At 64.5% G+C, this 21,882-nt stretch carries 21 protein-coding genes; 11 read left to right on the top strand and 10 right to left on the bottom strand.

What is annotated here, in order from left to right; genetic code table 11:
- Positions 1 to 76 precede the first annotated feature (76 nt).
- From AC0L3C_RS21335 to AC0L3C_RS21315, 5 genes are all read left to right on the top strand, one after another.
- Positions 77 to 1,537 carry a glycerol-3-phosphate dehydrogenase gene (locus tag AC0L3C_RS21335; protein WP_473408900.1) on the top strand — a complete coding sequence of 487 codons (1,461 nt, stop codon included), beginning with the start codon at positions 77 to 79 and terminating at the stop codon, positions 1,535 to 1,537.
- Positions 1,538 to 1,612: 75 nt separating this feature from the next.
- On the top strand, positions 1,613 to 2,782 hold the full coding sequence (locus tag AC0L3C_RS21330; protein WP_473264865.1) for an ABC transporter ATP-binding protein: 1,170 nt from the start codon (positions 1,613 to 1,615) through the stop codon (positions 2,780 to 2,782).
- Positions 2,779 to 3,693: an ABC transporter permease gene (locus AC0L3C_RS21325; RefSeq protein ID WP_063994799.1), complete on the top strand. Its 915-nt coding sequence runs from the start codon at positions 2,779 to 2,781 to the stop codon at positions 3,691 to 3,693. Before AC0L3C_RS21330 ends, AC0L3C_RS21325 begins: the two co-directional genes overlap by 4 nt.
- 4 nt (positions 3,694 to 3,697) lie before the next feature.
- Complete coding sequence (locus AC0L3C_RS21320) at positions 3,698 to 4,510, top strand: ABC transporter permease subunit (RefSeq protein WP_473408899.1); 813 nt, start codon at positions 3,698 to 3,700, stop codon at positions 4,508 to 4,510.
- A 14-nt stretch (positions 4,511 to 4,524) separates the two neighbouring features.
- Entirely contained in the window at positions 4,525 to 5,022 is a 498-nt protein-coding gene (locus AC0L3C_RS21315) for a DUF6622 family protein (RefSeq protein WP_473281124.1), read from the top strand.
- Here the strand turns inward: AC0L3C_RS21315 and AC0L3C_RS21310 are convergent, their stop codons facing one another.
- The 5 genes from AC0L3C_RS21310 to AC0L3C_RS21290 form a co-directional block, all read right to left on the bottom strand.
- Positions 5,023 to 6,015 (bottom strand): hypothetical protein, encoded by a 993-nt coding sequence (locus AC0L3C_RS21310; protein WP_473408898.1) that lies wholly within the window; start codon positions 6,013 to 6,015, stop codon positions 5,023 to 5,025. It abuts the gene before it with no gap.
- 113 nt (positions 6,016 to 6,128) lie between these two features.
- On the bottom strand, positions 6,129 to 6,980 hold the full coding sequence (locus AC0L3C_RS21305) for a carbohydrate ABC transporter permease (protein WP_106942006.1): 852 nt from the start codon (positions 6,978 to 6,980) through the stop codon (positions 6,129 to 6,131).
- Complete coding sequence (locus tag AC0L3C_RS21300; RefSeq protein ID WP_473264861.1) at positions 6,977 to 7,849, bottom strand: carbohydrate ABC transporter permease; 873 nt, start codon at positions 7,847 to 7,849, stop codon at positions 6,977 to 6,979. Before AC0L3C_RS21300 ends, AC0L3C_RS21305 begins: the two co-directional genes overlap by 4 nt.
- Before the next feature lie 76 nt (positions 7,850 to 7,925).
- Positions 7,926 to 9,311, bottom strand: a complete 1,386-nt coding sequence (locus AC0L3C_RS21295) for an ABC transporter substrate-binding protein (protein WP_473264860.1) — start codon at positions 9,309 to 9,311, stop codon at positions 7,926 to 7,928.
- Between the two features lie 209 nt (positions 9,312 to 9,520).
- Positions 9,521 to 11,449, bottom strand: coding sequence for an AsmA family protein (locus AC0L3C_RS21290; RefSeq protein ID WP_473408945.1), 1,929 nt, complete (start codon positions 11,447 to 11,449; stop codon positions 9,521 to 9,523).
- A 288-nt stretch (positions 11,450 to 11,737) separates the two neighbouring features.
- Between AC0L3C_RS21290 and AC0L3C_RS21285 the strand changes: the two genes are divergently transcribed.
- Both AC0L3C_RS21285 and AC0L3C_RS21280 read left to right on the top strand, forming a co-directional pair.
- Positions 11,738 to 12,445: a CoA transferase subunit A gene (locus AC0L3C_RS21285; RefSeq protein WP_007596238.1), complete on the top strand. Its 708-nt coding sequence runs from the start codon at positions 11,738 to 11,740 to the stop codon at positions 12,443 to 12,445.
- 18 nt (positions 12,446 to 12,463) lie between these two features.
- A complete protein-coding gene (locus AC0L3C_RS21280; protein ID WP_007596236.1) occupies positions 12,464 to 13,114 on the top strand; it encodes a CoA transferase subunit B in 651 nt (216 codons plus the stop codon).
- Positions 13,115 to 13,388: 274 nt separating this feature from the next.
- Here the strand turns inward: AC0L3C_RS21280 and AC0L3C_RS21275 are convergent, their stop codons facing one another.
- From AC0L3C_RS21275 to AC0L3C_RS21265, 3 genes are all read right to left on the bottom strand, one after another.
- Positions 13,389 to 14,252 carry an SUMF1/EgtB/PvdO family nonheme iron enzyme gene (locus AC0L3C_RS21275; protein WP_473408897.1) on the bottom strand — a complete coding sequence of 288 codons (864 nt, stop codon included), beginning with the start codon at positions 14,250 to 14,252 and terminating at the stop codon, positions 13,389 to 13,391.
- A 50-nt stretch (positions 14,253 to 14,302) separates the two neighbouring features.
- A complete protein-coding gene (nirK, locus tag AC0L3C_RS21270; protein WP_473408896.1) occupies positions 14,303 to 15,400 on the bottom strand; it encodes a copper-containing nitrite reductase in 1,098 nt (365 codons plus the stop codon).
- Positions 15,401 to 15,636: 236 nt separating this feature from the next.
- Positions 15,637 to 15,843, bottom strand: a complete 207-nt coding sequence (locus AC0L3C_RS21265) for a hypothetical protein (protein WP_473264857.1) — start codon at positions 15,841 to 15,843, stop codon at positions 15,637 to 15,639.
- A 159-nt stretch (positions 15,844 to 16,002) separates the two neighbouring features.
- Here AC0L3C_RS21265 and hemN point away from each other — a divergent pair, with 159 nt between their 5' ends.
- Both hemN and AC0L3C_RS21255 read left to right on the top strand, forming a co-directional pair.
- A complete protein-coding gene (gene hemN / locus AC0L3C_RS21260; protein WP_473408895.1) occupies positions 16,003 to 17,355 on the top strand; it encodes an oxygen-independent coproporphyrinogen III oxidase in 1,353 nt (450 codons plus the stop codon).
- Between the two features lie 188 nt (positions 17,356 to 17,543).
- Positions 17,544 to 17,741 carry a DUF1858 domain-containing protein gene (locus AC0L3C_RS21255; RefSeq protein ID WP_007596228.1) on the top strand — a complete coding sequence of 66 codons (198 nt, stop codon included), beginning with the start codon at positions 17,544 to 17,546 and terminating at the stop codon, positions 17,739 to 17,741.
- Positions 17,742 to 17,828: 87 nt separating this feature from the next.
- Here the strand turns inward: AC0L3C_RS21255 and AC0L3C_RS21250 are convergent, their stop codons facing one another.
- Entirely contained in the window at positions 17,829 to 18,539 is a 711-nt protein-coding gene (locus AC0L3C_RS21250; RefSeq protein WP_027570385.1) for a Crp/Fnr family transcriptional regulator, read from the bottom strand.
- 128 nt (positions 18,540 to 18,667) lie between these two features.
- On the opposite strand from AC0L3C_RS21250, the gene AC0L3C_RS21245 reads away from it, so the two are divergent.
- The gene (locus AC0L3C_RS21245; RefSeq protein WP_473284452.1) at positions 18,668 to 19,879 is read left to right on the top strand and encodes an NnrS family protein; all 1,212 of its coding nucleotides are present in this window, start codon (positions 18,668 to 18,670) and stop codon (positions 19,877 to 19,879) included.
- 2 nt (positions 19,880 to 19,881) lie between these two features.
- On the opposite strand, the gene AC0L3C_RS21240 is transcribed toward AC0L3C_RS21245, so the two are convergent.
- On the bottom strand, positions 19,882 to 20,910 hold the full coding sequence (locus tag AC0L3C_RS21240) for an AraC family transcriptional regulator (protein ID WP_473284450.1): 1,029 nt from the start codon (positions 20,908 to 20,910) through the stop codon (positions 19,882 to 19,884).
- A 203-nt stretch (positions 20,911 to 21,113) separates the two neighbouring features.
- Between AC0L3C_RS21240 and AC0L3C_RS21235 the strand changes: the two genes are divergently transcribed.
- Positions 21,114 to 21,734: a response regulator transcription factor gene (locus AC0L3C_RS21235; RefSeq protein WP_473408894.1), complete on the top strand. Its 621-nt coding sequence runs from the start codon at positions 21,114 to 21,116 to the stop codon at positions 21,732 to 21,734.
- Positions 21,735 to 21,882 lie beyond the last annotated feature (148 nt).

Raw genomic sequence — 21,882 nt, 5'->3', positions numbered from 1 at the left:
CCCCGTTCCGATTTCATCGGAACGGAAATGGCTCTAGTGATGGTGGGCGTTTCTTTCGCTCCCATTCGACGGCTTCATGGCGGATTACGATCTTGCGATCATCGGCGGCGGCCTGAACGGTGTCAGCCTCGCGCGCGATGCCGCCGGCCGCGGCCTGCGGGTCATCCTGTTGGAGCAGGGCGATCTGGGCGGCGCGGCGTCCTCGGCAACACCACGGCTGATCCACGGCGATCTCTCGGTCCTGGAACGGCGCGGCTTCCGACGGGTGCGCCGGGCATTGGCCGAGCGCCGGACCTGGATCCGGATCGCGCCGCATCTGGTTCGGCCGATGCGTTTCGTGATCCCGGCGCATTCCGAGGAGCGCCCACCATGGCTGCTGCGCGTCGGCCTGCTGCTCTACGACAGCCTCACAAGCCGGAGCGGCCTGCCTGCAACGGCGACCCTCGACATCACGCATCATCCGGTCGGCAACGCGCTGAAACGACCGTTCGGCACGGCCTTCGAATATTCGGACTGCGTCGTCGACGATTCCCGACTGGTGGTGCTCACGGCACTGGATGCGACCGAGCGCGGCGCCGTGATTCGGACTGGAGCGCGCTGCGTGCGTGCCGATCGAACCGACACTTGGCGGCTCGCGGTGGTCGACCGCGGTCATCGCCGCACGATCACGGCCCGGGCACTGGCCAACGCCACCGGCGGCTGGACGTCGATGGTCGCGGAGACCGTGCTGCGGCAGCCGCAACCCGCCATGGCGGCGATGCAGATGAGCCAGATCGTCGTCCCGCGGTTGTTCGATTCCGATAACGTCTACGTCTTCCAGAACAGCGATGGCCGGCTGATCTTCGCGAGCCCTTTCGAGCGCGACTTCACGCTGATCGGCACAGTCACGCACGATTTCACCGGCGATCCCGCGATCGTCGCGATGCCGGGGGCCGACATCGGCTATCTCTGCGAAGCGGCCAGCCGCTATTTCCGCGAGCGCGTTGCCCCGACCGACGTGGTGCGCGCGGTCTCCGGCGTCAACCTGACGCTGGCGTCCGCGCGCCGGCGTGATGGCACGACGCTGTTCCACGCGCGCCGGCGCAAGGCGCCGCTGATCACGATGTTCGGCGGTGACGTCACCACCTCGCGCCTGCGGGCGGAGCGTGCGGTGACGAAGTTGACGCCGTTCTATCCGATGTCGCCGCCCTGGACCGCAGGCGCGGCGCTACCGGGCGGAGATTTTGCCTCGGACCGTTTCGACACCGAGGTCGATCTTGCGCGTGACCGCTGGCGCTTTCTCTCGGAGACACAGGCCCAGCGCCTCGTCGCGGCCTATGGCTCGCGGCTATCGGCCGTGCTTGCCGAGGCGAAGACCCGGGACGATCTCGGCCCCGCCTTCGGTCCCGAACTGACCGGGGCCGAGGTGCGTTATCTCATGACCCACGAATGGGCGCGTTTTCCCGAGGACATCCTGTGGCGCCGCTCCAAGCTCGGCCTGACGATGTCAGCGCAGGAATGCGATGCGCTGGCAGCGTTCATGGCGAATGGGATGTGAACGAACCGCGTCTAACCGGTTGAGTGAGGGACGATCGGCCGCTAGCGTGCGGCGGGATTGGGGTTGGCAGGGACCATGACTGACGAGTTGCCCAGAACAGACGCTGCTGCGGATGCGGTCGGAGAGACGCAGTTCGCGGCCGGCGAGCCGCTGCTGCGCATCGAGGGCGTCGCCAAGACGTTCGGGACCTTCCGGGCCGTCGACGGCGTGTCGCTCGACATCAAGGCCGGCGAGTTCTTTGCACTGCTCGGGCCCAGCGGCTGCGGCAAGACCACGCTTCTGCGCATGCTCGCCGGTTTCGAAGCGCCGGATCAAGGGCGCATCCTGCTCGGCGGCAAGGACATCGCGCAGGCGCTGCCGCATGAGCGGCCGATCAACATGATGTTCCAGAACTACGCGCTGTTTCCGCACCTGTCGGTGCGCGACAACATCGCCTTCGGCCTGAAGCGCGCCGGCATGGCGCGCGCAGACATCGCCATGCGTGTGGCGGAGATGGTCGCGCTGGTGAAGCTCGATGGGCTCGAGAAGCGTAAGCCCGACCAGCTCTCCGGGGGCCAGCGCCAACGCGTGGCGTTGGCGCGCGCACTGGCGCGACGGCCACAGTTGCTGCTGCTCGATGAGCCGCTCGCAGCGCTGGACAAGAAGCTGCGCGAAAACACCCAAGGCGAGCTGATGGAGCTGCAGCGCCGGCTCGGAATGACCTTCATCATCGTCACCCACGATCAGGAAGAGGCGATGACGATGGCGAGCCGGATCGGGGTGATGAGGGACGGCAAGCTGGCGCAGGTCGCGAGTCCCCGTGAACTCTACGAGGCGCCACGCTCGCGCTGGATCGCGGAGTTTGTCGGCGACATCAACCTGTTCGACGCCGAGTCCAAATTACGCGACGGTCATCGTCTGGTCATAGGCACGCGTGATGCGGGACCGCTGGTGGTGGCGGAGCCGCGCGGGCCGTTCGGTGAGGTCAGATTATCGGTTGCGATCCGCCCCGAGAAGATCAAGCTGTCGCGCCGTGGTCCGGTGAGGGAAGCCGGTCATGAAACGGCGATCAACCAGCTGGACGGCGTGATCGCCGACATCTGCTATCTCGGCGGAACCACCACTTACAAGGTGAAGCTCGATGCCGGAGGGATGCTGCAGGCCTCGGTCACCAACAGCGCGCGCCTTGACGTCGACGCCTACAGCCTGAACCAGCCGGTCGTCGCCTGGTTCACGCCTGACGACTGCATGGTGCTGCCCTCATGAGCGCGCGCCGCATTTTTGCGCGACCGGCTCGCCTTGCCGCGATCGCGCCCTATGTCTGGATGGTGCTTTTCTTCCTGGTGCCGTTCGGCTTCGTGCTGAAGATCAGCCTGTCGCAGACGGCGATCGCGCAGCCGCCTTACGAGCCGGTGTTCGATCTGATGGCGGGATGGGGGGCGCTGAAGGCCGCCTTTGCCGCGTTGTCGATCGACAATTTCAGGCTGCTCGTCTCCGACGACATCTACGTGTTCGCCTATGTGCGTAGCCTCACCGTCGCGGTCACCGCGACGGCGCTGTTGCTCCTGATCGGTTATCCCATCGCCTACGGCATGGCCCGGCTGCCGGCGCGCTGGCAAGCCGTGGCGATGGTACTCGTGATCGTGCCGTTCTGGACCTCGTTCCTGATCCGCATCTATGCCTGGATCAACATCCTCCAGCATGACGGCCTGCTCAACCAGATCCTGCTGGCGCTGCATCTGGTCAGCCAACCCGTGGTATGGCTCTCCACCGACAGCGCGATGTATATCGGCATCGTCTATTCCTACCTGCCGTTCATGATCCTGCCGCTCTACGCCACGCTGGCCAAAATGGAGCCGGTGCTGGAGGAGGCCGCCTCCGATCTCGGCGCGCCGCGCTGGCAGGTGTTCTGGCTCGTCACCTTCCCGCTGTCGCTGCCCGGCGTCGGCGCCGGCGTGCTGCTGTGCTTCATCCCGATCGTCGGCGAGTTCGTCATTCCGGATCTGTTGGCCGGCTCCAATTCCCTGATGATCGGCCAGACCCTGTGGCTCGAATTCTTCACCAACAAGGACTGGCCGGTCGCCTCGGCCGCGGCCATCGTGCTGTTGGTGGTGCTGCTGGTCCCGCTGCTGCTGTATGAGCGGCTGCAGAAGCGGCAGCTGGAACAGGGGCGGTGAGGCGATGCGCAAGGTCTCCCGCCTTTCACGCTTCAACGTCGCCTCGCTCGCGCTGGGCCTGGCCTTCCTCTACCTGCCGATCCTGATCCTCGTGATCTATTCCTTCAACGCCTCGCGGCTGGTGACGGTGTGGGGCGGCTGGTCGCTGCGCTGGTATCACGAGTTCTTCAATGACCGTGCCATGATCGAGGCGGCCTGGATGAGCCTGCGCGTCGCGGCCTCCTCGGCGACCATTGCGACCCTGCTCGGCACGCTCGCCGCATTGGCGCTGTCGCGCGGCGAGCGGTTTCGCGGCCGCACCCTGTTCTCCGGCATGCTCTACGCGCCGCTGGTGATGCCGGAGGTGATTACCGGATTGTCGCTGCTGCTCTTGTTCGTGGCGCTGAACGCCGAGCGGGGCTTCTGGACGGTGACGATCGCGCACACCACGCTGACGATGTGCTTCGTCGCCGTCGTCGTCCAGTCCCGCCTCGGCTCGCTCGACCGCAGCTTGGAAGAGGCCGCGATGGACCTCGGCTGCGACCCGGTGCGCGCGTTCGTGGCCGTGACGCTGCCGCTGATCGCGCCCGCGATCGTCGCCGGCTGGATGCTCGCCTTCACGCTGTCGCTGGACGATCTCGTGATCGCGAGCTTCACCACCGGCCCGGGTTCGGCGACGCTGCCGATCCGGATCTATTCGGAGGTGCGGCTGGGGGTGAAGCCCGAGATCAACGCGATCTCCACGCTGGTGATCGCCTTGATCGCGGTCGTCATCGTGATCGCCTCGCTCGCCTCGAAACTGTCGAGTTCGCAGGGCGAGAGCGCTGCGCCGCTTTGAGAGGGGAGGCGATGATGACGTTCGCCTATCAGGTCCTGGTGCATACCCCGGTATGGGTCTTCGCACTGCTTGCCTATCTCATCTGGCAAGGTGTGCAGGCAATGCAGCCGCGCACGACGCCGATCTGGCGTGCGCTGATCGTGCCAGTGGTGTTCATCGTCTGGGGGATGTCTCGGATCGGCTTCGGGCATCAGGACAGCGCATGGCCGCTGGTCGCATGGTTCGTGGCCGCACTCGCGCTGCTGCCACTAGGTGTATTGACGCCGCGCCCTTTCGACGTGGATCACGCGACCGGGCAGATCATCCGTCCGGGCAGTCCAATTGGTCTGGTCCGCAACCTGATTGTCTTCGCCTCGCAATATGCGGTCGGCGTGATCTCGGCGATCGATGCGGGGGATCGTGCGCTGGCCATCATCGTCGGCCGCGCTATCTCAGGCGCCACCGCCGGCTATTTCATCGGTTCGACGATCGCGCTGCTGATCGCGTATCGCCGCAAGAGCGCGGTGAGATAATCAGTGTGATCGGGATGCACGTTTCACAGCTTTGGCGCCAGTAGAACGCGATCGTGTCCCGGAGGCCGCGGCGGGCTCTGCGTACCGCGCGCGTACCGCCCCGTGGACGGCGGATCCAAGCTGCCGCAGCGCGAGGCTGTCGAGCGGAAATTCGAGCAGGATATGGATCAGGCTTACTGCCAGCAGGAAGGTGAAGCCGAAGGCATAATCGTAGAAGTACAGCGCGGTCGAGACGGCGCTGGCGCCGGCCATCGCCGCCAGGCGCGCCTTTGGCACAGCGGTCCAGCGGATCACGTCGGCTTTGATGAACCAGTTGAGATAATGATAAGTGTAGACGAACGCGAGCAGGCTGGTCAGCCTGGTGTCGAGGACGAGACCTGGCACGCCGAACAGCCGGCCGAGGGCCGGGCCGACATTGCCGAAGTAATCCTGTCCGACGCGGGCAAAGCTCGTGATCCGGACTTCGGCGGTCGGCGGCAGCAGCAGAATTGTCGCGAGCGCGACGACGTAGACGGCCACCAGCGCGGCCTGCACGCGGCTGCCGGACCGGTAGGCACCGAGCACCATAAAGATCAGCGTGAACAGGCAGACGTGGATCAGGGTCGGAATCAGGATGCCGATGACCGCGAGGGACGACCCGCTCGAATACATGATCGCGGACAGCGCGATGGCCGCCATGAACAGCAGCATACTTTCAATCGCCGAGGTGGTGGCCGCCAGCATGGCACACACGACCAGCGCGCCCCACATTGCGAAGCCGAACCAGGACGCGTTGTCGATCAGGGCCGCGACCACGGCGACAATCGCCAGGACAGCGGCAATCCCGCGGTGAGGCAGATAGTAGCTGCGATCATGCAGCCACGAGATCTCGGTGAAATAGTGCGCCGGGCCGAGCACGACATAGGCCAGCAGCAACAGCTCGAACGGCACCAGATAGGACGCGGCGAGCGCCCCGAGCATCAGGCCGAGGTGGAGTGCATCGTTGCTGCGCATGATGAGCCCGCTGGCTTTGCGGGCTGCAAGTTAGAGCAGGCGCGGACAACTGGCAATTGTCCGCTGGCCTGCTCAAGCGCCGGGCTTGGGGCGTCCCGATCCGTCCTGCTTCGTCAGGACTTCACCGCACCCGCCGTGAGCCCGCCCACCATGTAGCGCTTGAAGGCGTAATAGACCGCGGCCGGCGGCAGCGCGTAGATGAAGCCGGTGGTCATCAACAGCTCCCACGGCGAGTCGTCGGCGGCCAGGAAGTTGCCGAGCGCGACCGGTAGCGTGATGTCGGTGTCCTTGGACAAGAGCAGGAACGCGTAGAGATATTCGTTCCAGGCCAGCAGCACGGCATAGGTACCGATCGCGACCAGCGAGGGCATCATCAGCGGCACATAGACCAGGCGGAACAGCTGCAGCGTGGTCGCGCCGTCCATCACGGCGGCCTCGTCGAGCTCGACCGGCAGCTTGTCGGACGCCTGCTTCAGCACCCAGATCGCGTAAGGCGAGGCGATCGTCACCATGGCCAGGATCAGCGACCAGTGATTGTTGAGCAGGCCGTAATTGCCCATGGTGCGGTACATCGGCACGGCGAGGAACGCCGCCGGGATGAAGTAGGTGAACAGCGCGAGATTCATCACCCAGCGGCCGCCCGGCACCTTAAGCCGCGAGATCGAGAATGCGGCGGCGGTCGCGATGAACAAGGTCAGCGCGCCGGCGGCCAGTGCGATCACAGTCGAGTTCCAGAACTGGATCCAGAAGTCGCGCAGGAAATAGTGCTCCTGGTAGAACACGATGTGGAAGTTGTGCAGCGTTGGATGATCCGGCCACAGCTTGCCCGAGAACGCGTCCTCCTTCGGCGAGATCGCGAAGAGGAACATGTGGTAGATCGGAATCATGGTCCAGATGAAGACCGGGATGCCGATCAGCAGGAGCTTGGCTTCGGTACCAACTTCGCGGAGGGTGGGAAGCTTCATCGCGACAACCGTTTCATCATGAAGTACATCAGCGGCAGCACGAACGGTATCGCGCAGACGATGGAGGCCATCGCGAGCGAGAGCTGGTCGAGCCGGAGATAGCGGATGCCGAGCGTCGACAGCACATGCGTGAGGTCGGCCGGCCCGCCGCCGGTAAGCAGATAGACGCTGTTGAAGTCGCCGAGCGTCCAGATCATCGAGAGCAGCGTGCAGGTGACGTAGAGCATCTGCATCGACGGCCAGGTGATGAAGCGGAATTTCTGCCACGGACTGGCGCCGTCGACCTCGGACGCCTCGTACAGGTCCTGCGCGATCGCGAGCCGCCCGGTCAGCAGGATCAGCGTCCAGAACGGCAGCGACTTCCAGATATGCACGGCGATCGCCATGGTCAGCGCGACCGTCGGATCGTTCAGCCAGTTCGGGCCGTCATCGCCGGTGAGGGAGAAGATGAAATGGTTGACCATGCCCCATTCGGGATTGAGCATGAAGCGGACCGACAGGATGGTCGGGATCGACGGCACCGCCCAGGGCAGGATGAAGATCACCGACAGCCATTTGATCCAGGGGCGCTGCTGGGCGAAGAAGCCGGACAGGAACAGCGCGATCAGCATCTTCACGTTGATGCCGATGACCAGGAAGATCAGCGTGTTGACCGCGGCGCGCGCAAAGATCGGGTCGTTGTACAGCGCGACATAGTTCGCCGGATCGCGCGCCAGCCACAGGCCGTAGCCGACGGGATAGAGGACGAAGGCCAGGAAGACGAGTAGATAGGGCACAAGCAGCAAGATGCCCCAGACCTGCTGCGTGGTCAGGCGCGCCGACAGGGGAGGGGCCGGAATTGTGTCTGAGCCGGAAAGTGTGATCGCCATATCGCATACCCACCGAAAGCAACCGGTCGCGGAGAGCCGCGACCGGTATTAGCATATACCTTATTGCAGTCCGGGATCAGCCCGCGACCGCCTTGATGCGGGCGATCAGCTCGTCGACCGCCTTGTCCACCGGCACCTTCTCGCTGACCACGCGGTTCATCGCCTTGGCCCAGACGTTCTCGTTGTTCAGGATGGTGAACTTCCAGTTCTTGGTGAAGTCGAACGGGGCGGTGCCGCCCTTGAACTGCGCGTAGACCGCCTTGCGATGCCGGTCGGCCTGCCAGAACGGGCTCTCTTGGCTTTCCTTCGTCACCGGGAACCAGCGGCCGAGCGCACCCTCGATATAGGGGCGGACGTTCTCTTCCTGGAGCAGGAAGGCGATGAACTGCTTGGCCTCGGCCTTGTTCTTGGCCACGGAGAAGACCAGCCCGGTCTTGACGTCCGAGCGGTAGCGGATCGTCGAACCGTCCGGAGCCTTCGGGAAGGACGCGGTGATAATGTCCTCGCCATAGGCCTTCTTGCCGGCGTCGCGCTGCTCCTGCGTCAGAGACTGATTCTGGGAATCCTCGAACCACTTCGCCGCGATCGAGATCGTGAAGTTGTGGGTCATCACGATGGTCTTGTTGTGGAAGGCGACGTTGTTGTCCGGATCCTTCCAGGTCGTGGAGGACGGCGGCGTGCAGCCCTTGATATAGGTGTCGGTGTAGTCCTTCAGCGCGCTGATCAGGTTCTCGCGCACCTTGGGATCGTCGACCGTGAGCTTGCCGTCGTCGTCGACCAGTTTGACGTGGTAGGCGTCCATGAAGGTGTAGAACGACTGGAAGGCGTCGGTGGATTCGACGCCCATCGGCTGGCCGACGCCATAGATGCGCTGGCCCGTGGCCTTGCGGATTCCCGGCTGCACCTTGTCGCACCAGAACGTCCAGTAGCCCGCCCAGTCCGTCGGGATGTCGGCGAGCTTGAAGCCGGCCTTCTCCAACATGTCGTTCCAGATCTCGACATGCATGCTCTGCTGCTTCAGCGGGAAGCCATAATAGGCCTTCTTCTTGGTGACGTCGTTGTAGAGGATCGACGCATCCAGCGTGTTCTGCACGAACCGATCCTTGATCGGCTCCATGATCTCGGAGAGGTCCTCGAGCTTGCCTTCGTAGGCCCACTTGCCCTGCACCTGCACGTCGTAGGTGTCGGAATAGGCAACATCGGGCACGGTGCCTGAATCGAGTGCGGCCACCGTCTTCGGAATCATGTCCTGGATCGCGTACTGCGACAATTCGACCTTGATGCCGGTCTTGGCTTCGAACTTCTTGATCGTGTCGAGCAGCGCGTCGTCTTCGGAGCGGTAGAAGCCCTTGCCCCACCAGACCGTAATCGTCTTCTGCTGCGCAAATGCGGGTGCAGCGGCTGCAAACAGCCCGGCCGCAGCGACCGCCAGTGATACTGCGCCAATAACCTTGGATTTCACGTTTTTCTCCCTCAAACGGCCGGTGTTTTTAACCGGTCGTATAAAACACTAGCGCATGGCGGTAGTCCGATCTAGCGGCTTGTTGTCAGACATAGGTCGTGGGGGTGTCGGGCGAGAGGAGATGCTTAATGGGCGCATCGATCCAATCGCCGCATCGATGCGCCCTGATCAATTCGCGCCGATCGGCTGGTGCCGCATGATCGCCGTCCTTAATTGGACTTCGCGCCTTCCTTGGCGTTCTCCGCCGTCGGCGCTTCGGCCGGTGCGGGACGTTTTCCGGTGCCGGTGATGCGCTCGATGGCGGAGCGCACCGCGTCGCCCGGCTTGCGGTCTTTCAGCATGTCGAGCAGGGGCGCAGAGGCCGGCGAGCGGCGGATCAGGCTTTCCGGATCGGGAAAGACGAGGGGGTCGTCCCAGGGGCCCTGCACTACGAAGGGCAATTCGAACCCCGACGCACTGTTGAGGCTGGCCACGCCCTTCATGTCGTATTCGCGCGCCGGCACCGAGGCGGTGCCGGTCATCGTGATCTTCGCCGCAGGTCCCTCGACGCGGATGTCCTCGGCGGTGGCCACGCCATCGGAGAACTTCACCGCGATGGTGAGATTGTCGTAAGGGGTGGAGCCGTTGCGGAAATTGCCGCCGCCGGACAGCGGCCGCCGCTCAAGCCGCTTCAGGAGCTGCTCGGCATTGAAGCCCGCGATCGCGCCGTCATGCCCGGTCACGGTGGCGCTGCCGTCGAGCGACTGCACGAGGCCGAACGGGCTCGAGCCGGACGCGAGGAGCGAAACGTTGATGTTGCCGCGCCCGGACAGCTTGTTGATACCGAACAGCTCGGAGGCGCAGGCCTGAAGATCGACGTCGGTGAACTGGAATTGCGCCTTGATGTCGGCGACGGTGTCGGAGCGCGCGATGCCGAACGAGCCCTTGGCGATGCCGCCATAGACCTGGGCCTCGCCGACCGAGAGCGCCAGCGTGCCGTTGCGTAGATTCGCGCCGATCGCGGTGCGGCCGAGTTTGGACGCCCCGACCGTCAGCTTGGCGGCCGACAGGCGCATGTCGAGGTCGGTGGTCGACAGGGCGTTGAGATCGAACAGCTGCCTGTTCCAGTCGCGCGCGCCGCTCGCGAGCAGGCGGAAGGTCGAGATATAGGGTGTGAAGTCGAGCGCGTCGGCTGCGAGCGTCGCCTGCAGCGTCTGCCGGCCGTTATTCGCGTAGGTCATCACGCCCTCGGCGGTGTTGCCGTCGAGCTCGACATTGACGTTGGTGAGCGCGATCGAGGCGCCGACGACATTGGCCCGCGCCTTCAGCGCGAAGCGGCCGAAGCCGCCGCTGGCGGGCTGCGGTTGTCCGGTCCAGCGCAGCGCGTTGCGCAAGGACGGGCTGTCGATGGTGAGCGTGCCCTCCATCATCGGGCTGGTGCGGTTGGCGACGCTGCCGTCGAAGGCGAGCTTGAGCGGTGCGCTCGCGATCCGTGCCTTCAACCCCGAGCGCTCGCCGGAGAGGGCGGCGACGAAATCGGAAAAGCTGATCGAGCCGTCAACCCGTTCGCCGCGCCAGTCGAATTGTCCGGTCGCGGCGAAGGAGCGCGAGATCGAAGGCCAGGCCAGCGACAGGTCGATGTCCTCGAACTTCTCGGTGCCGTGCGTGGCGGCGTCCTCGTAGTTGAGCACGCCGTCCTGGATCCGGATCTCGGAGAACGACACTTGATTCTCGGCGCCGGGCTTCATGGTGCGCGCGATGGTCTGGATGAACGGCGTCCAGTTGCTTTCGCCGTCCGGCTTCAGGCTGACATGGATGCGCGGCCGCAGCAGCATCAGGTCGGCGATCTCGAACCGTTGCAGCAACAGCGGCAGCAGCCGCAGGTTCGCGGTAAGCACGTCGACACGGAGCGCGGGGTCGCTGGTGCCGCCGCCCTTCAGACCGACGTCATGGAAGGAGATGTAGCTTGCCGGCAGCACGGAAATATCGATCGCGCCTGCGACATTGACCTCGAGCCCCGTGACGTCGCGGATCTGCGTTTCCACCGCCTTGCGCAGCGCGTCGCGGTTGATGAGCCATGAGGTCGCGATCAGGGCGATGAGCGCCACGCCGAGCAGCGCCGCGATCGGCGTCCCGAGGCGCTTCATTCCTTGGGCCATGGTCAATGGCATGTCCTGATCGAGTTGTCGCTGGAGCCAGAAGGCGGGCCGGGAAACCTGCGCGCCCCACGCCCAAGACCTATTGTGTTAAGTGCCGCAACTTGATGGGTTTTCTTGTCGCTTTCAAGGCCACGGCAACGGTTGCGCCCACGGCTTGGGCAGCTTCTATCACCCAGCGGCGGAGCGGAGAACCCCGTATCATTGACGGCTTCGGACGATTTCGCCTAATAATCGCCGCCAATAAGGCGCGACGCCTGCAAGCCGAAGGTTCACTCGAAGGTTATTTGCATGAACAAGGTCTATCCCGACGCCAAGTCGGCTCTCGAGGGCGTTCTGAAAGACGGCATGATGATCATGTCGGGCGGCTTCGGCCTCTGCGGCATCGCCGAGACGCTGTCGGACGCGATCCGCGACTCCGGCGTCAAGGACCTGACGGTGGTCTCGAACAATGCCGGCGTCGACGGCATTGGCCTCAGCCGCCTGCTCGAAACCCGCCAGATCAAGAAGATGATCTCGTCCTATGTCGGCGAGAACAAGCTGTTTGCCCAGCAATTCCTCGCCGGCGAGCTGGAACTCGAATTCAATCCGCAGGGCACGCTGGCCGAGCGCATTCGCGCAGGCGGCGCCGGCATTCCGGCCTTCTACACCAAGACCGGCGTCGGCACGCTGATCGCCGAAGGCAAGGAAGTGAAGGAATTCGACGGGCAGAAATACCTGATGGAGCGCGGCCTGTTCGCCGATCTCGCCATCGTCCACGCCTGGAAGGGCGACACTGCAGGTAACCTCATCTATCGCAAGACCGCGCGCAATTTTAACCCGATGATGGCGACCGCCGCCAAGGTCACGGTGGCCGAGGTCGAGCATCTGGTTCCGGCCGGCGAACTCGATCCCGACCACATCCACACGCCCGGTCTTTTCGTCAAGCGCATCGTCGAGGTCGGAACGGCCAAGAAGCGCATCGAATTCCGCAACACCCGCCCGCGCACCGCCGCTTAAGCGTATCAGGAGATACACATGGCCTGGACCCGTGAACAGATGGCTGCGCGCGCCGCGAAGGAACTGCGTGACGGCTATTACGTCAATCTCGGCATCGGCATCCCGACGCTGGTCTCGAACTACATCCCGGACGGTATGGACGTCAGCCTTCAGAGCGAGAACGGCATGCTCGGCATGGGCCCGTTCCCCTACGAGGGTGAAGAGGACGCCGATCTCATCAACGCCGGCAAGCAGACCGTCAGCGAACTGCCGTCCACCTCGTACTTCTCGAGCGCGGATTCCTTCGGCATGATCCGTGGCGGCCACATGGATCTGTCGATCCTCGGTGCCATGCAGGTGGCCCAGAACGGCGATCTCGCCAACTGGATGATCCCCGGCAAGATGGTCAAGGGCATGGGCGGCGCGATGGATCTCGTTGCCGGCGTCAAGCGCGTGGTCGTGGTGATGGAGCATTCGGCCAAGGACGGTCCAAAGCTCCTGAAGCAGTGCAATCTGCCGCTGACCGGCGAGCGCGTGGTCGACATGGTCGTGACCGACCTGGCCGTCTTCACCATCGACAAACACGGCAGCGGAGGCATGGCGCTGATCGAGCTCGCCGACGGCGTCTCGCTCGACGAGGTCAAGGCCAAGACCGAAGCCGAATTCCGCGTCGCACTGAAGAACACGTAAGGCGGTTGCAAATATCGCGAAATGGCCGGGGCTTCGCTCCGGCCATTTTCGTTTCAGCTTGGCGCCGCCGTGACCACATCTTCGGTGTCGTCCTGGCGAAGGCCAGGACCCATACCGCGAGGTCTATCGATCGCGGTCGGCGATAGTCCCATGGGCTGTCAACGCGAGTCTTCGCCAAACTTTGCTTGGTGGCTATGGGTCCAGGCTTTCGCCAGGACGACATTGTGGAGGCAGCGGGCACATTGCCACCTCAATCGCATCACGACTTAACCGACTATGCCCGACTCCACCGCGCCGACACGCTTGCGACCCACGACGGCTCCTCGCGCACCAGGCGGAAGCCGAGATTGGCGGGCGGCACGCCTTGCGCGCAGCCGCCGGCGCGGGCGTCGCGGATGAAATCCGTGACATAGGCGCGGTGCGCACCTTCGGCGATACGCACGCCGCAGTTCACGGTCGGTTTGCCGGTGTTGCCGGCCACGTCGGTGCGCGAGCGCACGAAGCAGGTCGAGGTCCACTCCCAGACGTTGCCGGCGAGATCTTGAATGCCGTGCTCGTTCACACCGAACCTGCCGAACGGATAGACCGTCGTGTCGAAGAGGTCGCGTTCGGACTCACGCTCGTAGCGGCCGATCCAGCGCTTCGATGGATCTGCTGCGTCCACCGGAAGGCCGTCATCCCTGAATCTCGAACCGGCCGCAAAGGCCCATTCCGCGTCGCTTGGCAGGCGGTAGTTGTGACCGGTCTTGCGCGAGAGCCAACCCGCATAAGCTTGGGCGTCGTGCCAGTTCACCTGCACCGCGGGTCGATCGGAGGCGACGGCCACGCCGCGATCAAGCGCGCGGCAAGCTCCCTCCTGCACGCAGATCTGATAGTCGGATGACGAGACCTGATGCCGCATGATGTGCAGCGGCCTCTCGAAGCGCATCGCGCGCAGCGGCGCTTCCGCCTGCTGCCCGGCACGCGTGAAATCGCCGGCCTCGCGATAGGACAGGCTGCCTGGCGCGACCCTGACGATGGCAGGCTCCGCCGCCGTGCCGTGGGTCCCGATGTCCGACACCAGCGGCGCTACCGCGATCGGCCCCGCGAGCCCGGCGGCGCAGGCGAGCAGCAGTTTCAGCTTGAATGCGATCAGCATGGTCGTTCCCCAAGGAAAAGGGGCCGGTCATCACCGGCCCCTCGTCGCGTCTAGTTGGTATTGGGGGGCGGGATATCGGCAGGGGCCTTCACCTGCGTCATCAGATCGTCGTTCCATTTGCCTTCGACCTTGAAGTGCGCGGTGGCGCCGAGGTCGGCGGCCTCGATCAGATTGTGCGTGACATAGGCGTAAATGCCGGGCTGCATGAACTTGTACAGCGCAGCTCCCGCCGAGCCACCGCGGATGAACCAGGTCTCGAGCCCGGTCTCCGGCGCGTTGGAGAACTTGCCGGTCTCCCAGACATAGTCGCCATGGCCGCCGATCAGATGCGGACGGCTGTCGCGATTGGCCTGCGAATGCACGATCAGCACGTTCTCGCCGACGTTCGCGGTCAGCGCATTCTTGCCGGTGAGCGCGCCGACCTTGCCGTTGAACACGACATGGGAGGGGATCAGCTTCTTCATCACCTCTTCGGTGTCGGTGAAGGCTTCGCCGGGCGATTCATAGGATTTGAAATTGCCCTTCTCGTCGCGCGGCACGTACATGTCCTGCTCGCCGACATAGTAGATCTTGTCGTATTTCAGAGGGTGGCCCTTGCCGTCGTTGAGGCCGTCACGCGGCAGCACCATCACGGCGCCGTTCATGCCGGAGACGACGTGCCAGGGGATCATCGGGCCGCCCGGTGCGCAATGGTAGACGAACACGCCGGTTTTGGTCGCCTTCCAGCGCAAGACGACCTGCTCGCCGGGATTGACCAGCGTGAGAGCACCGCCGCCGAGCGCGCCGGTCGCGGAATGGAAGTCGATGTTGTGCGGCATGGAGTTGGATGCGGGATTGACCAGCGTCGTTTCGACGTAGTCGCCCTCGTGCACGACCATCATCGGACCCGGCATCGAGCCGTTGAAGGTCATCGCCTGGAAGGTGGTGCCCTTCTCGTCGATGACGACCTTCTTCTCCTCGATCGTGAGCGTGAACTCCACGATCTTGGGGCCCTGCTTGGTCGCTTGCTCATGCGCATGCACGAGCGGCGGAGCGACCAGCTCGACCTTCTGGCGCGGCAGTTTGAGATCGTCGGCAGCCAAGGCGGGTGTCGCCAGCATCAGGGCGGTGGCGGCGGCGCTGATCAATGCGGCTCGGCGGGTGAACATCGGAAGCATCCTTCATCTGAAATGGTCTTGATGACGGAATGCAGTGTGCGCCGATCCCGGCAACCGTGTTTGCGCTGCGACAAGCTTTTGCCGTATTCGCCTCCGGTAGAATCCTTGGGAGCTTGTCGTAGATCGCATCGGCGATACCAAAGACGCGATGGCGCCCGACGTCAGCCGCCTCGGCCGCAAATCGTTCGCATGTTCAATTGCGTTTATTGTGAATGGATTGTTGTCGACTAGAGCAACTGGATCGCAACCCAGACCGTGCCCCAAACCGCGAGCGACAGCGCGGCGAGAACGGCGGCCGTGATGACCATTACGCGTACCAGGTGGCTGGCGCCAACGGTGGGCGTCGTGGGGACGGGACGAAAATCGTCAAAGCGCGGGATATGGCCGCGAACACCGGTGAGCCACAGAACGAGATCGAGCGCGAACGACGCCATAACCTGTCTCCAGAGGGCAACAATCAAATATCACCATGGCTCCGATCCCGTGCTCGGACTTTGAGCGAGCGCAAGGTTTCGCACCCGAAAACGGGTAATTTCGTGCCATCCGGGATGCGCCGCCCCGCTGCGCAGCATTGATTGACGAATGGGTAGGATATGAGGGCCGATCTTGCGGCGAGCTACGGCGAGGAACGACTGCCGCGCTACACGAGCTACCCGACCGCACCTCATTTCTCGCCGGCGATCGGCGCGGCTGCCTACGCCCGGTGGCTGGCGGAGCTCCCGGCGGCGGCCAGCGCGTCGCTTTATTTGCACGTGCCGTTCTGCCGCGAGATGTGCTGGTATTGCGGCTGCCATACCCAGATCGTTCGTCGAGACGGTCTCATCGCGGCCTATCTGCGTACGCTGCGCAGCGAGATCGCGCAGGTGTCCGAGACGATCGGCCGGCGTATCAAGGTCGAGCACATCCATTTCGGCGGCGGTACGCCGACGATCATGGCGCCGGAGGCTTTTGCCGAGTTGATGGCGGCGATGCGGCAATCGTTCTTCGTGCTGCCGTCGGCCGAGATTGCGGTCGAGATCGATCCCCGCACGCTGACGGCCGACATGGTCGAGGCCATGCGGCTCTCCGGGGTCAATCGCGCGAGCCTGGGCGTGCAGAGCTTCGACCCGGTCGTGCAGCGCGCGATCAACCGGGTGCAGAGTTTTGAGCAGACGGCTTCCGTCGTCGACATGCTCCAGCGCGCCGGCGTCAACGGGATCAATTTCGATCTGATCTACGGACTGCCGCACCAGACCGTTGCCTCGTGCCTGGATACGGTACGACGTTCGCTCGAGCTTGGGCCCGACCGCTTCTCGGTGTTCGGCTACGCGCATGTGCCTGCTTTCAAGAAGCACCAGCGCATGATCGACGAGGCCGTGCTGCCCGACGGCCTTGCGCGCCACAACCAGGCCTGCGCGATTGCCAATGCGTTGAAGGAGGCCGGTTACGTGCAGATCGGGCTCGATCATTTCGCGCGACCCGGCGATTCCATGGCTGTGGCCTTCGAGCAACGCAAGCTGCGGCGCAATTTTCAGGGCTACACCACCGACAAGGGCGAAGTTCTGCTCGGCTTCGGCGCAAGCGCGATCGGACATCTGCCGCAGGGCTATGTCCAGAACGAGGTGCAGATCGGCGCCTATGCGCAGAGCATCGGCGCTGGTCATTTGGCCACCGCGAAAGGCTATGGGCTCACCGACGACGACCGGCTGCGCGCCGATATCATCGAACGCATCATGTGCGAGTTCAGCGCCGATCTCGGCGACATCTGCGCGCGTCATGGCGCAGAAGCCGGGGCAATGCTGAAATCTGCGTCGCGTCTGAAGCCGCTGATTTCCGACGGCGTCGTGAGACTGGACGGCGACCGCCTCGCAGTCGCAAAGGACTCGCGCTTTCTCGTGCGCAGCGTCGCGGCCGCTTTCGACGCGCATCTGGATCCGGCGAAGCAGCTGCATAGCCGGGCAGTGTAGTCTCTCTTTCCGTCATTCCGGGGCGCGCCCCTTGGCGCGAGCCCGGAATCCATTTCACCTCTTGGCTTGCTGTACGATGGATTCCGGGCTTGTGCTTCGCGCGCCCCGGAATGACAAGGTAGCTTGCGCTCCAACAAAGAAACCGCCGCCCGCTCCGCTAACGTGGTTTCGGAACGGAGTTGTTGTCCATGCCTTTTGGATCCGACGATCTGGTCGATGACATCATGCGCACGGCGCCGCACACGATCCGCGTGTTTCTCGCCTTCAGGATGGCTTGCGTGGGCTGTCCGATCGCAACCTTCCACACGGTCGATGACGCCTGCCGCGAGCATGGCATCGATCGCGACAAATTCCTCGCCGCGCTGTGCGACCGCGTGCCGGCGTGAACCGGTCTGGAATTCGCGCGGGCCGCGCGCGGATTCCCGGGTGAGGGGCGCTTTCGCCGTAAGCGGAAGCGACCCTCACCACTAGCCCTATGCCGCGCCGCTGTCGGGGCTCCGCTCCGCCAGCACGACGATCCCATGGGGATCGCGCAGGATGATGCGCTGACGGCCGCTTTCGACCAGCCCCTGCTGTTCCCAGCCGCTCAGGATGCGGCTCACGGTATGCAGCGTGGTGCCGGTCATCTGTGCGATGTCCTGGCGGCTGATCGGGAAATCGATCTCGATGCCGTGGTCGAGCTTCTTGCCGGATTGTTTGGCGAGGCGCAGCAGCGCATGAGCGACGCGCTGCTCGACCTGCTGGGTCGACATTTCCAGGATCCGGGTGTGGCTCTCCTGGAGCCGTGTGCCGACGGTCTGGAGCGTGTTGGCAGCAAGCGAGGGAAATCGCTCGACCAGCCGCGGCCAGGCCGAAGTCGGCCAGATCAGTGCGACGCTGTCGTCGACCGCGATCGCCGTGGCCGGATAGCGCGCGGCGCCGATCGCCATCGCGAGACCGAACGTCTCGCCCGGCGCGACGTAGCGCACCACGATCTGCTCGCCGGTCGGTGTGGTCTTGGCCGCGCGCACATGGCCGTGCAGCAGCAGGAAGAAGGATTGCGCGTCCGCGCCCTGCTCGAAAATGGCGCTGTTCTTGGGATAGCGCACCGAGCGGGCCTCGCGCAGGATCTCCTCGAGGTCCTCCGGTTTGACGCCTCCAAACAGCGGCAAATGCGCAACCAGCGATGTGTCGACCTTGGCCATTCTGCCTCCTTGGCGCTGGAAGTGTGATGACACCTGCAATCGTCAGGGTGTTTGCGATAGCTCAAAAACGAGCCGGCCGGACGGCAGTATTTTTCCAGACGACGATTTGAATCGACTGGAGTTGACCCATGGCTGGCGCCCGATCCCGCAACTTTGAGGGCTGGCCGCTGTTTGCGAACAGCTTTCGGCCCTTTTTCCTGCTCGCCGCCATCCAGGCAGGGCTTTCGATCCTGGCCTGGCTGCCGATGTTCTACGGCGAATTGTCGGTGACGTCCGCTTTCGCGCCGCGCGACTGGCACGTCCACGAGATGCTCTACGGCTTCCTGCCGGCGGTGATCACGGGATTCCTGTTCACGGCGATCCCGAACTGGACCGGGCGGCTGCCGATCCAGGGGACGTCTCTGGGCGCGCTGCTTGCGGTCTGGATCGCCGGCCGGGTCGCGGTGACGCTGTCTGCCGACATCGGCTGGGCGTTCGCGCTTGCCGTCGATGCCGCCTTCCTGACGCTGGTCGTCGCTGCTGCAACGCGCGAGATCATCGCCGGCGGCAACTGGCGCAACCTGCCCGTCGTGGTGCTGGTGCTGGTGCTGCTCGCCGGCAATGTCGCCTTCCATCTCGAAGCGCATTATGCGGGTGGGGCCGATGTCAGCATCCGCGTCGGCATCGGCGTGGTCGTTGTGATGATCTCGCTGATCGGCGGCCGCATCATCCCGAGCTTCACCCGCAACTGGCTGGTCAAGTTCAACCCTGGCCGCCTTCCGGTGCCGTTCGGGCGTTTTGACGGTGTGGTGATCGGGTGCAGCGCGCTAGCGCTCGTCTCATGGATCGTCGCACCGTTGAGCACCCTCACCGGCGCGGTGATGGCGCTCGTCGGCGGCCTACACCTGGTGCGGCTTGCGCGCTGGGCCGGTGACCGCACCTTCCGCGAGCGGCTGCTCTTGATTCTCCATGTCGGCTATGTCTTCGTGCCGTTCGGCTTCCTCCTGCATGCTTTTGCCGTCTTCGGCGCATTGCCGCCGAGCGCGGGCATCCACGCCTGGATGGCGGGTGCGGCCGGAACCATGACGCTCGCGGTGATGACCCGTGCGAGTCTCGGCCATACCGGACAGGTGCTGACGGCTTCGCCGGCGACACAAGCCATTTACGGTGCGATCATCGTGGCGGCGCTGGCGCGGGTCGCGGCGGTGGTTTGGCCTGCGCAAAGCGACGCGTTGCTGCATATTGCGGCCTGCGGCTGGATCGTTGCCTTCCTCGGCTTTGCCCTCGCGTTCGGGCCGCTGCTCGCCGGCAGCCGTCGCCGCGCCCTCGCCATCATGGGCGTGCCCGTCCCGGCACGCTGAATTCAAGCCGCGGTCGCCACGGTCGGTGATTCCAATGGCCGGATGCCTTTGCGCCATCCGGTGATGGTGCAGCCGAAATGGCTGCGGAACCAGCGGGCCATGGCGCTCTGCGCGGAGAAGCCGAGCTGCACGGCGATGTCGGCCAGCGGCCGGCCGGGATCATCGATCAGCTGGACCACGAGATCGGCGCGCTGGGCGTCGAGAATCGCCGAGAAGCTGGTGCCGGCTTCGGCGAGGTGGCGGTGGATGGTGCGGCGGGTGCAGGCGAGATGCTCGGCGACGCGCTCGACCGTGCAGTCGCCGCCGGCGAGCAGGAGACGCACGACCTCGTCGACCTTCTCCTCCCAGCTTGCCGGCCGCGTCTCGATCGCCTCGATCCGCTTGCGCAGATAGCTCGCGATCAGCGGATGCGCGCTCGGGATCCGGCGCTCCATGTCGTGTGCCGACAACAGGATCGAATCGTCCTCCGCGTTGAAGGTCACACGGCAGCCGTAGAACTCGCGGTAGCGCTTGCGGTCGTGCGGCGGAGGATAATGCAGGTGCACTTCCTGCGGCCGCCAATCGCTGCCGAACAGCGACTGGATGATGCGGTGGACGCTGCCGAGCGCCATGTCGATCGACTGGCGCGGGGCGGTCGGCTGCCGGCCGCGCAGGTGCAGCGTGACAGTCACTGTCTGCTTGTTGCGGGTGACGTCCAGCTTCATGCCGTCGTGATGGATCGGGATGAAGCGCGAGAAGGCTTCAATCGCTTCACCAACGGTCGCCTGTTCGCGCACGATCAGGCCGACCGCGCCGAAATTGGTCAGCCCGCCGCGCTCGGCAAGCCGCAAGCCGAAATCCTCGGCTCCGGACGCCTCCGCCGACAATTCGAGCAGACGTCGCAGGCCAGTGACGGCAATGGGCGTATCGGGCTTGTCGAGGCAGGCCAGCGGCAGCCTCACCTTGCGCATCATCTGTCTGGGGTCGAGCCCGACCGACCGGGCGATCTCCGGGTAATAGCTCAAGCCCGCGCTGCGAATGAGGTCGGTCATGCGAACCGGTCCTGCCAGCCATTCCCGCAGATGTCCCGAAATGTAAAGTTTATGTCCCGATCCGTCAAATCCGGGAACCGGGTGGAACATACATAAGTGAAACCGAAGCACGGGCGTGAATGCCGTGCATATGACGGCGCGGCGCGACGAGGCCCCGCTGCCGTCTCGGACCATTTGACCAAAGACATTGCTGGATCGGAATTATGCCGGGGAACATGCTTTCCAAGGGTGAGGTATTCGTCATCGACACCGATGCCGCCTCCCGCGAACAATTGTCCACCGCGCTCCAACAGAGCGCATACAACGTGATCTGCTTTGCCGATGGCGCGTCTCTGCTCTCGGAGGCCAAGGCGCGGATGCCGGCCTGCGTGCTGCTGGAGATGCCGCCCGATCGCTCCGGGCTCGACGTGCTCAAGCGCCTGCGCGAGGAAAACTGCATGGCGCCGGTGCTGGTGACCGCGACAAACGGCAGCATCGCCATGGCGGTCGATGCGATCAGGAGCGGCGCGGCCGACTTCATCGAGAAGCCGTTCCGCACCCGCGACATCGTCGACCGGATCGATGCCGCCATCGACGAGTTTGCACAGCCCGGCTCCAGCCGGCAGCGCTGGCTGCCCGGCTGCGAACCCCTGACCGCGCGCGAAGGCGACGTGCTCGAGCATCTCGCCGCCGGCCTGACCAACAAGGAGATCGCCCGGCGCATGCATCTGAGCGCACGGACGGTCGAGGGCTATCGCGCCGGCATCCTGAAGAAGGCTGGCGCCAAGAACGTGACAGACCTGCTTCGCCGCATCTTCGGGCAGGGTTCGCCCGCTCGGGACTAAGGGCTCCGTCGCGGGCCGCCGACACGTTCCGGGCCTTGCTGCGGCCGCGGCGGCGCCCCACGGAAACCCTAATCGAACCAGTTCCTTCCCTGCCGCGTCCAACTGTGTTGGCGAGGCATTGGATCGCGCGTCCGGCTGGCGGCGGCGA

The sequence above is a fragment of the Bradyrhizobium sp. WSM4872 genome (assembly GCF_055811715.1).
This window is presented reverse-complemented; position numbering and strand designations above follow the sequence as displayed.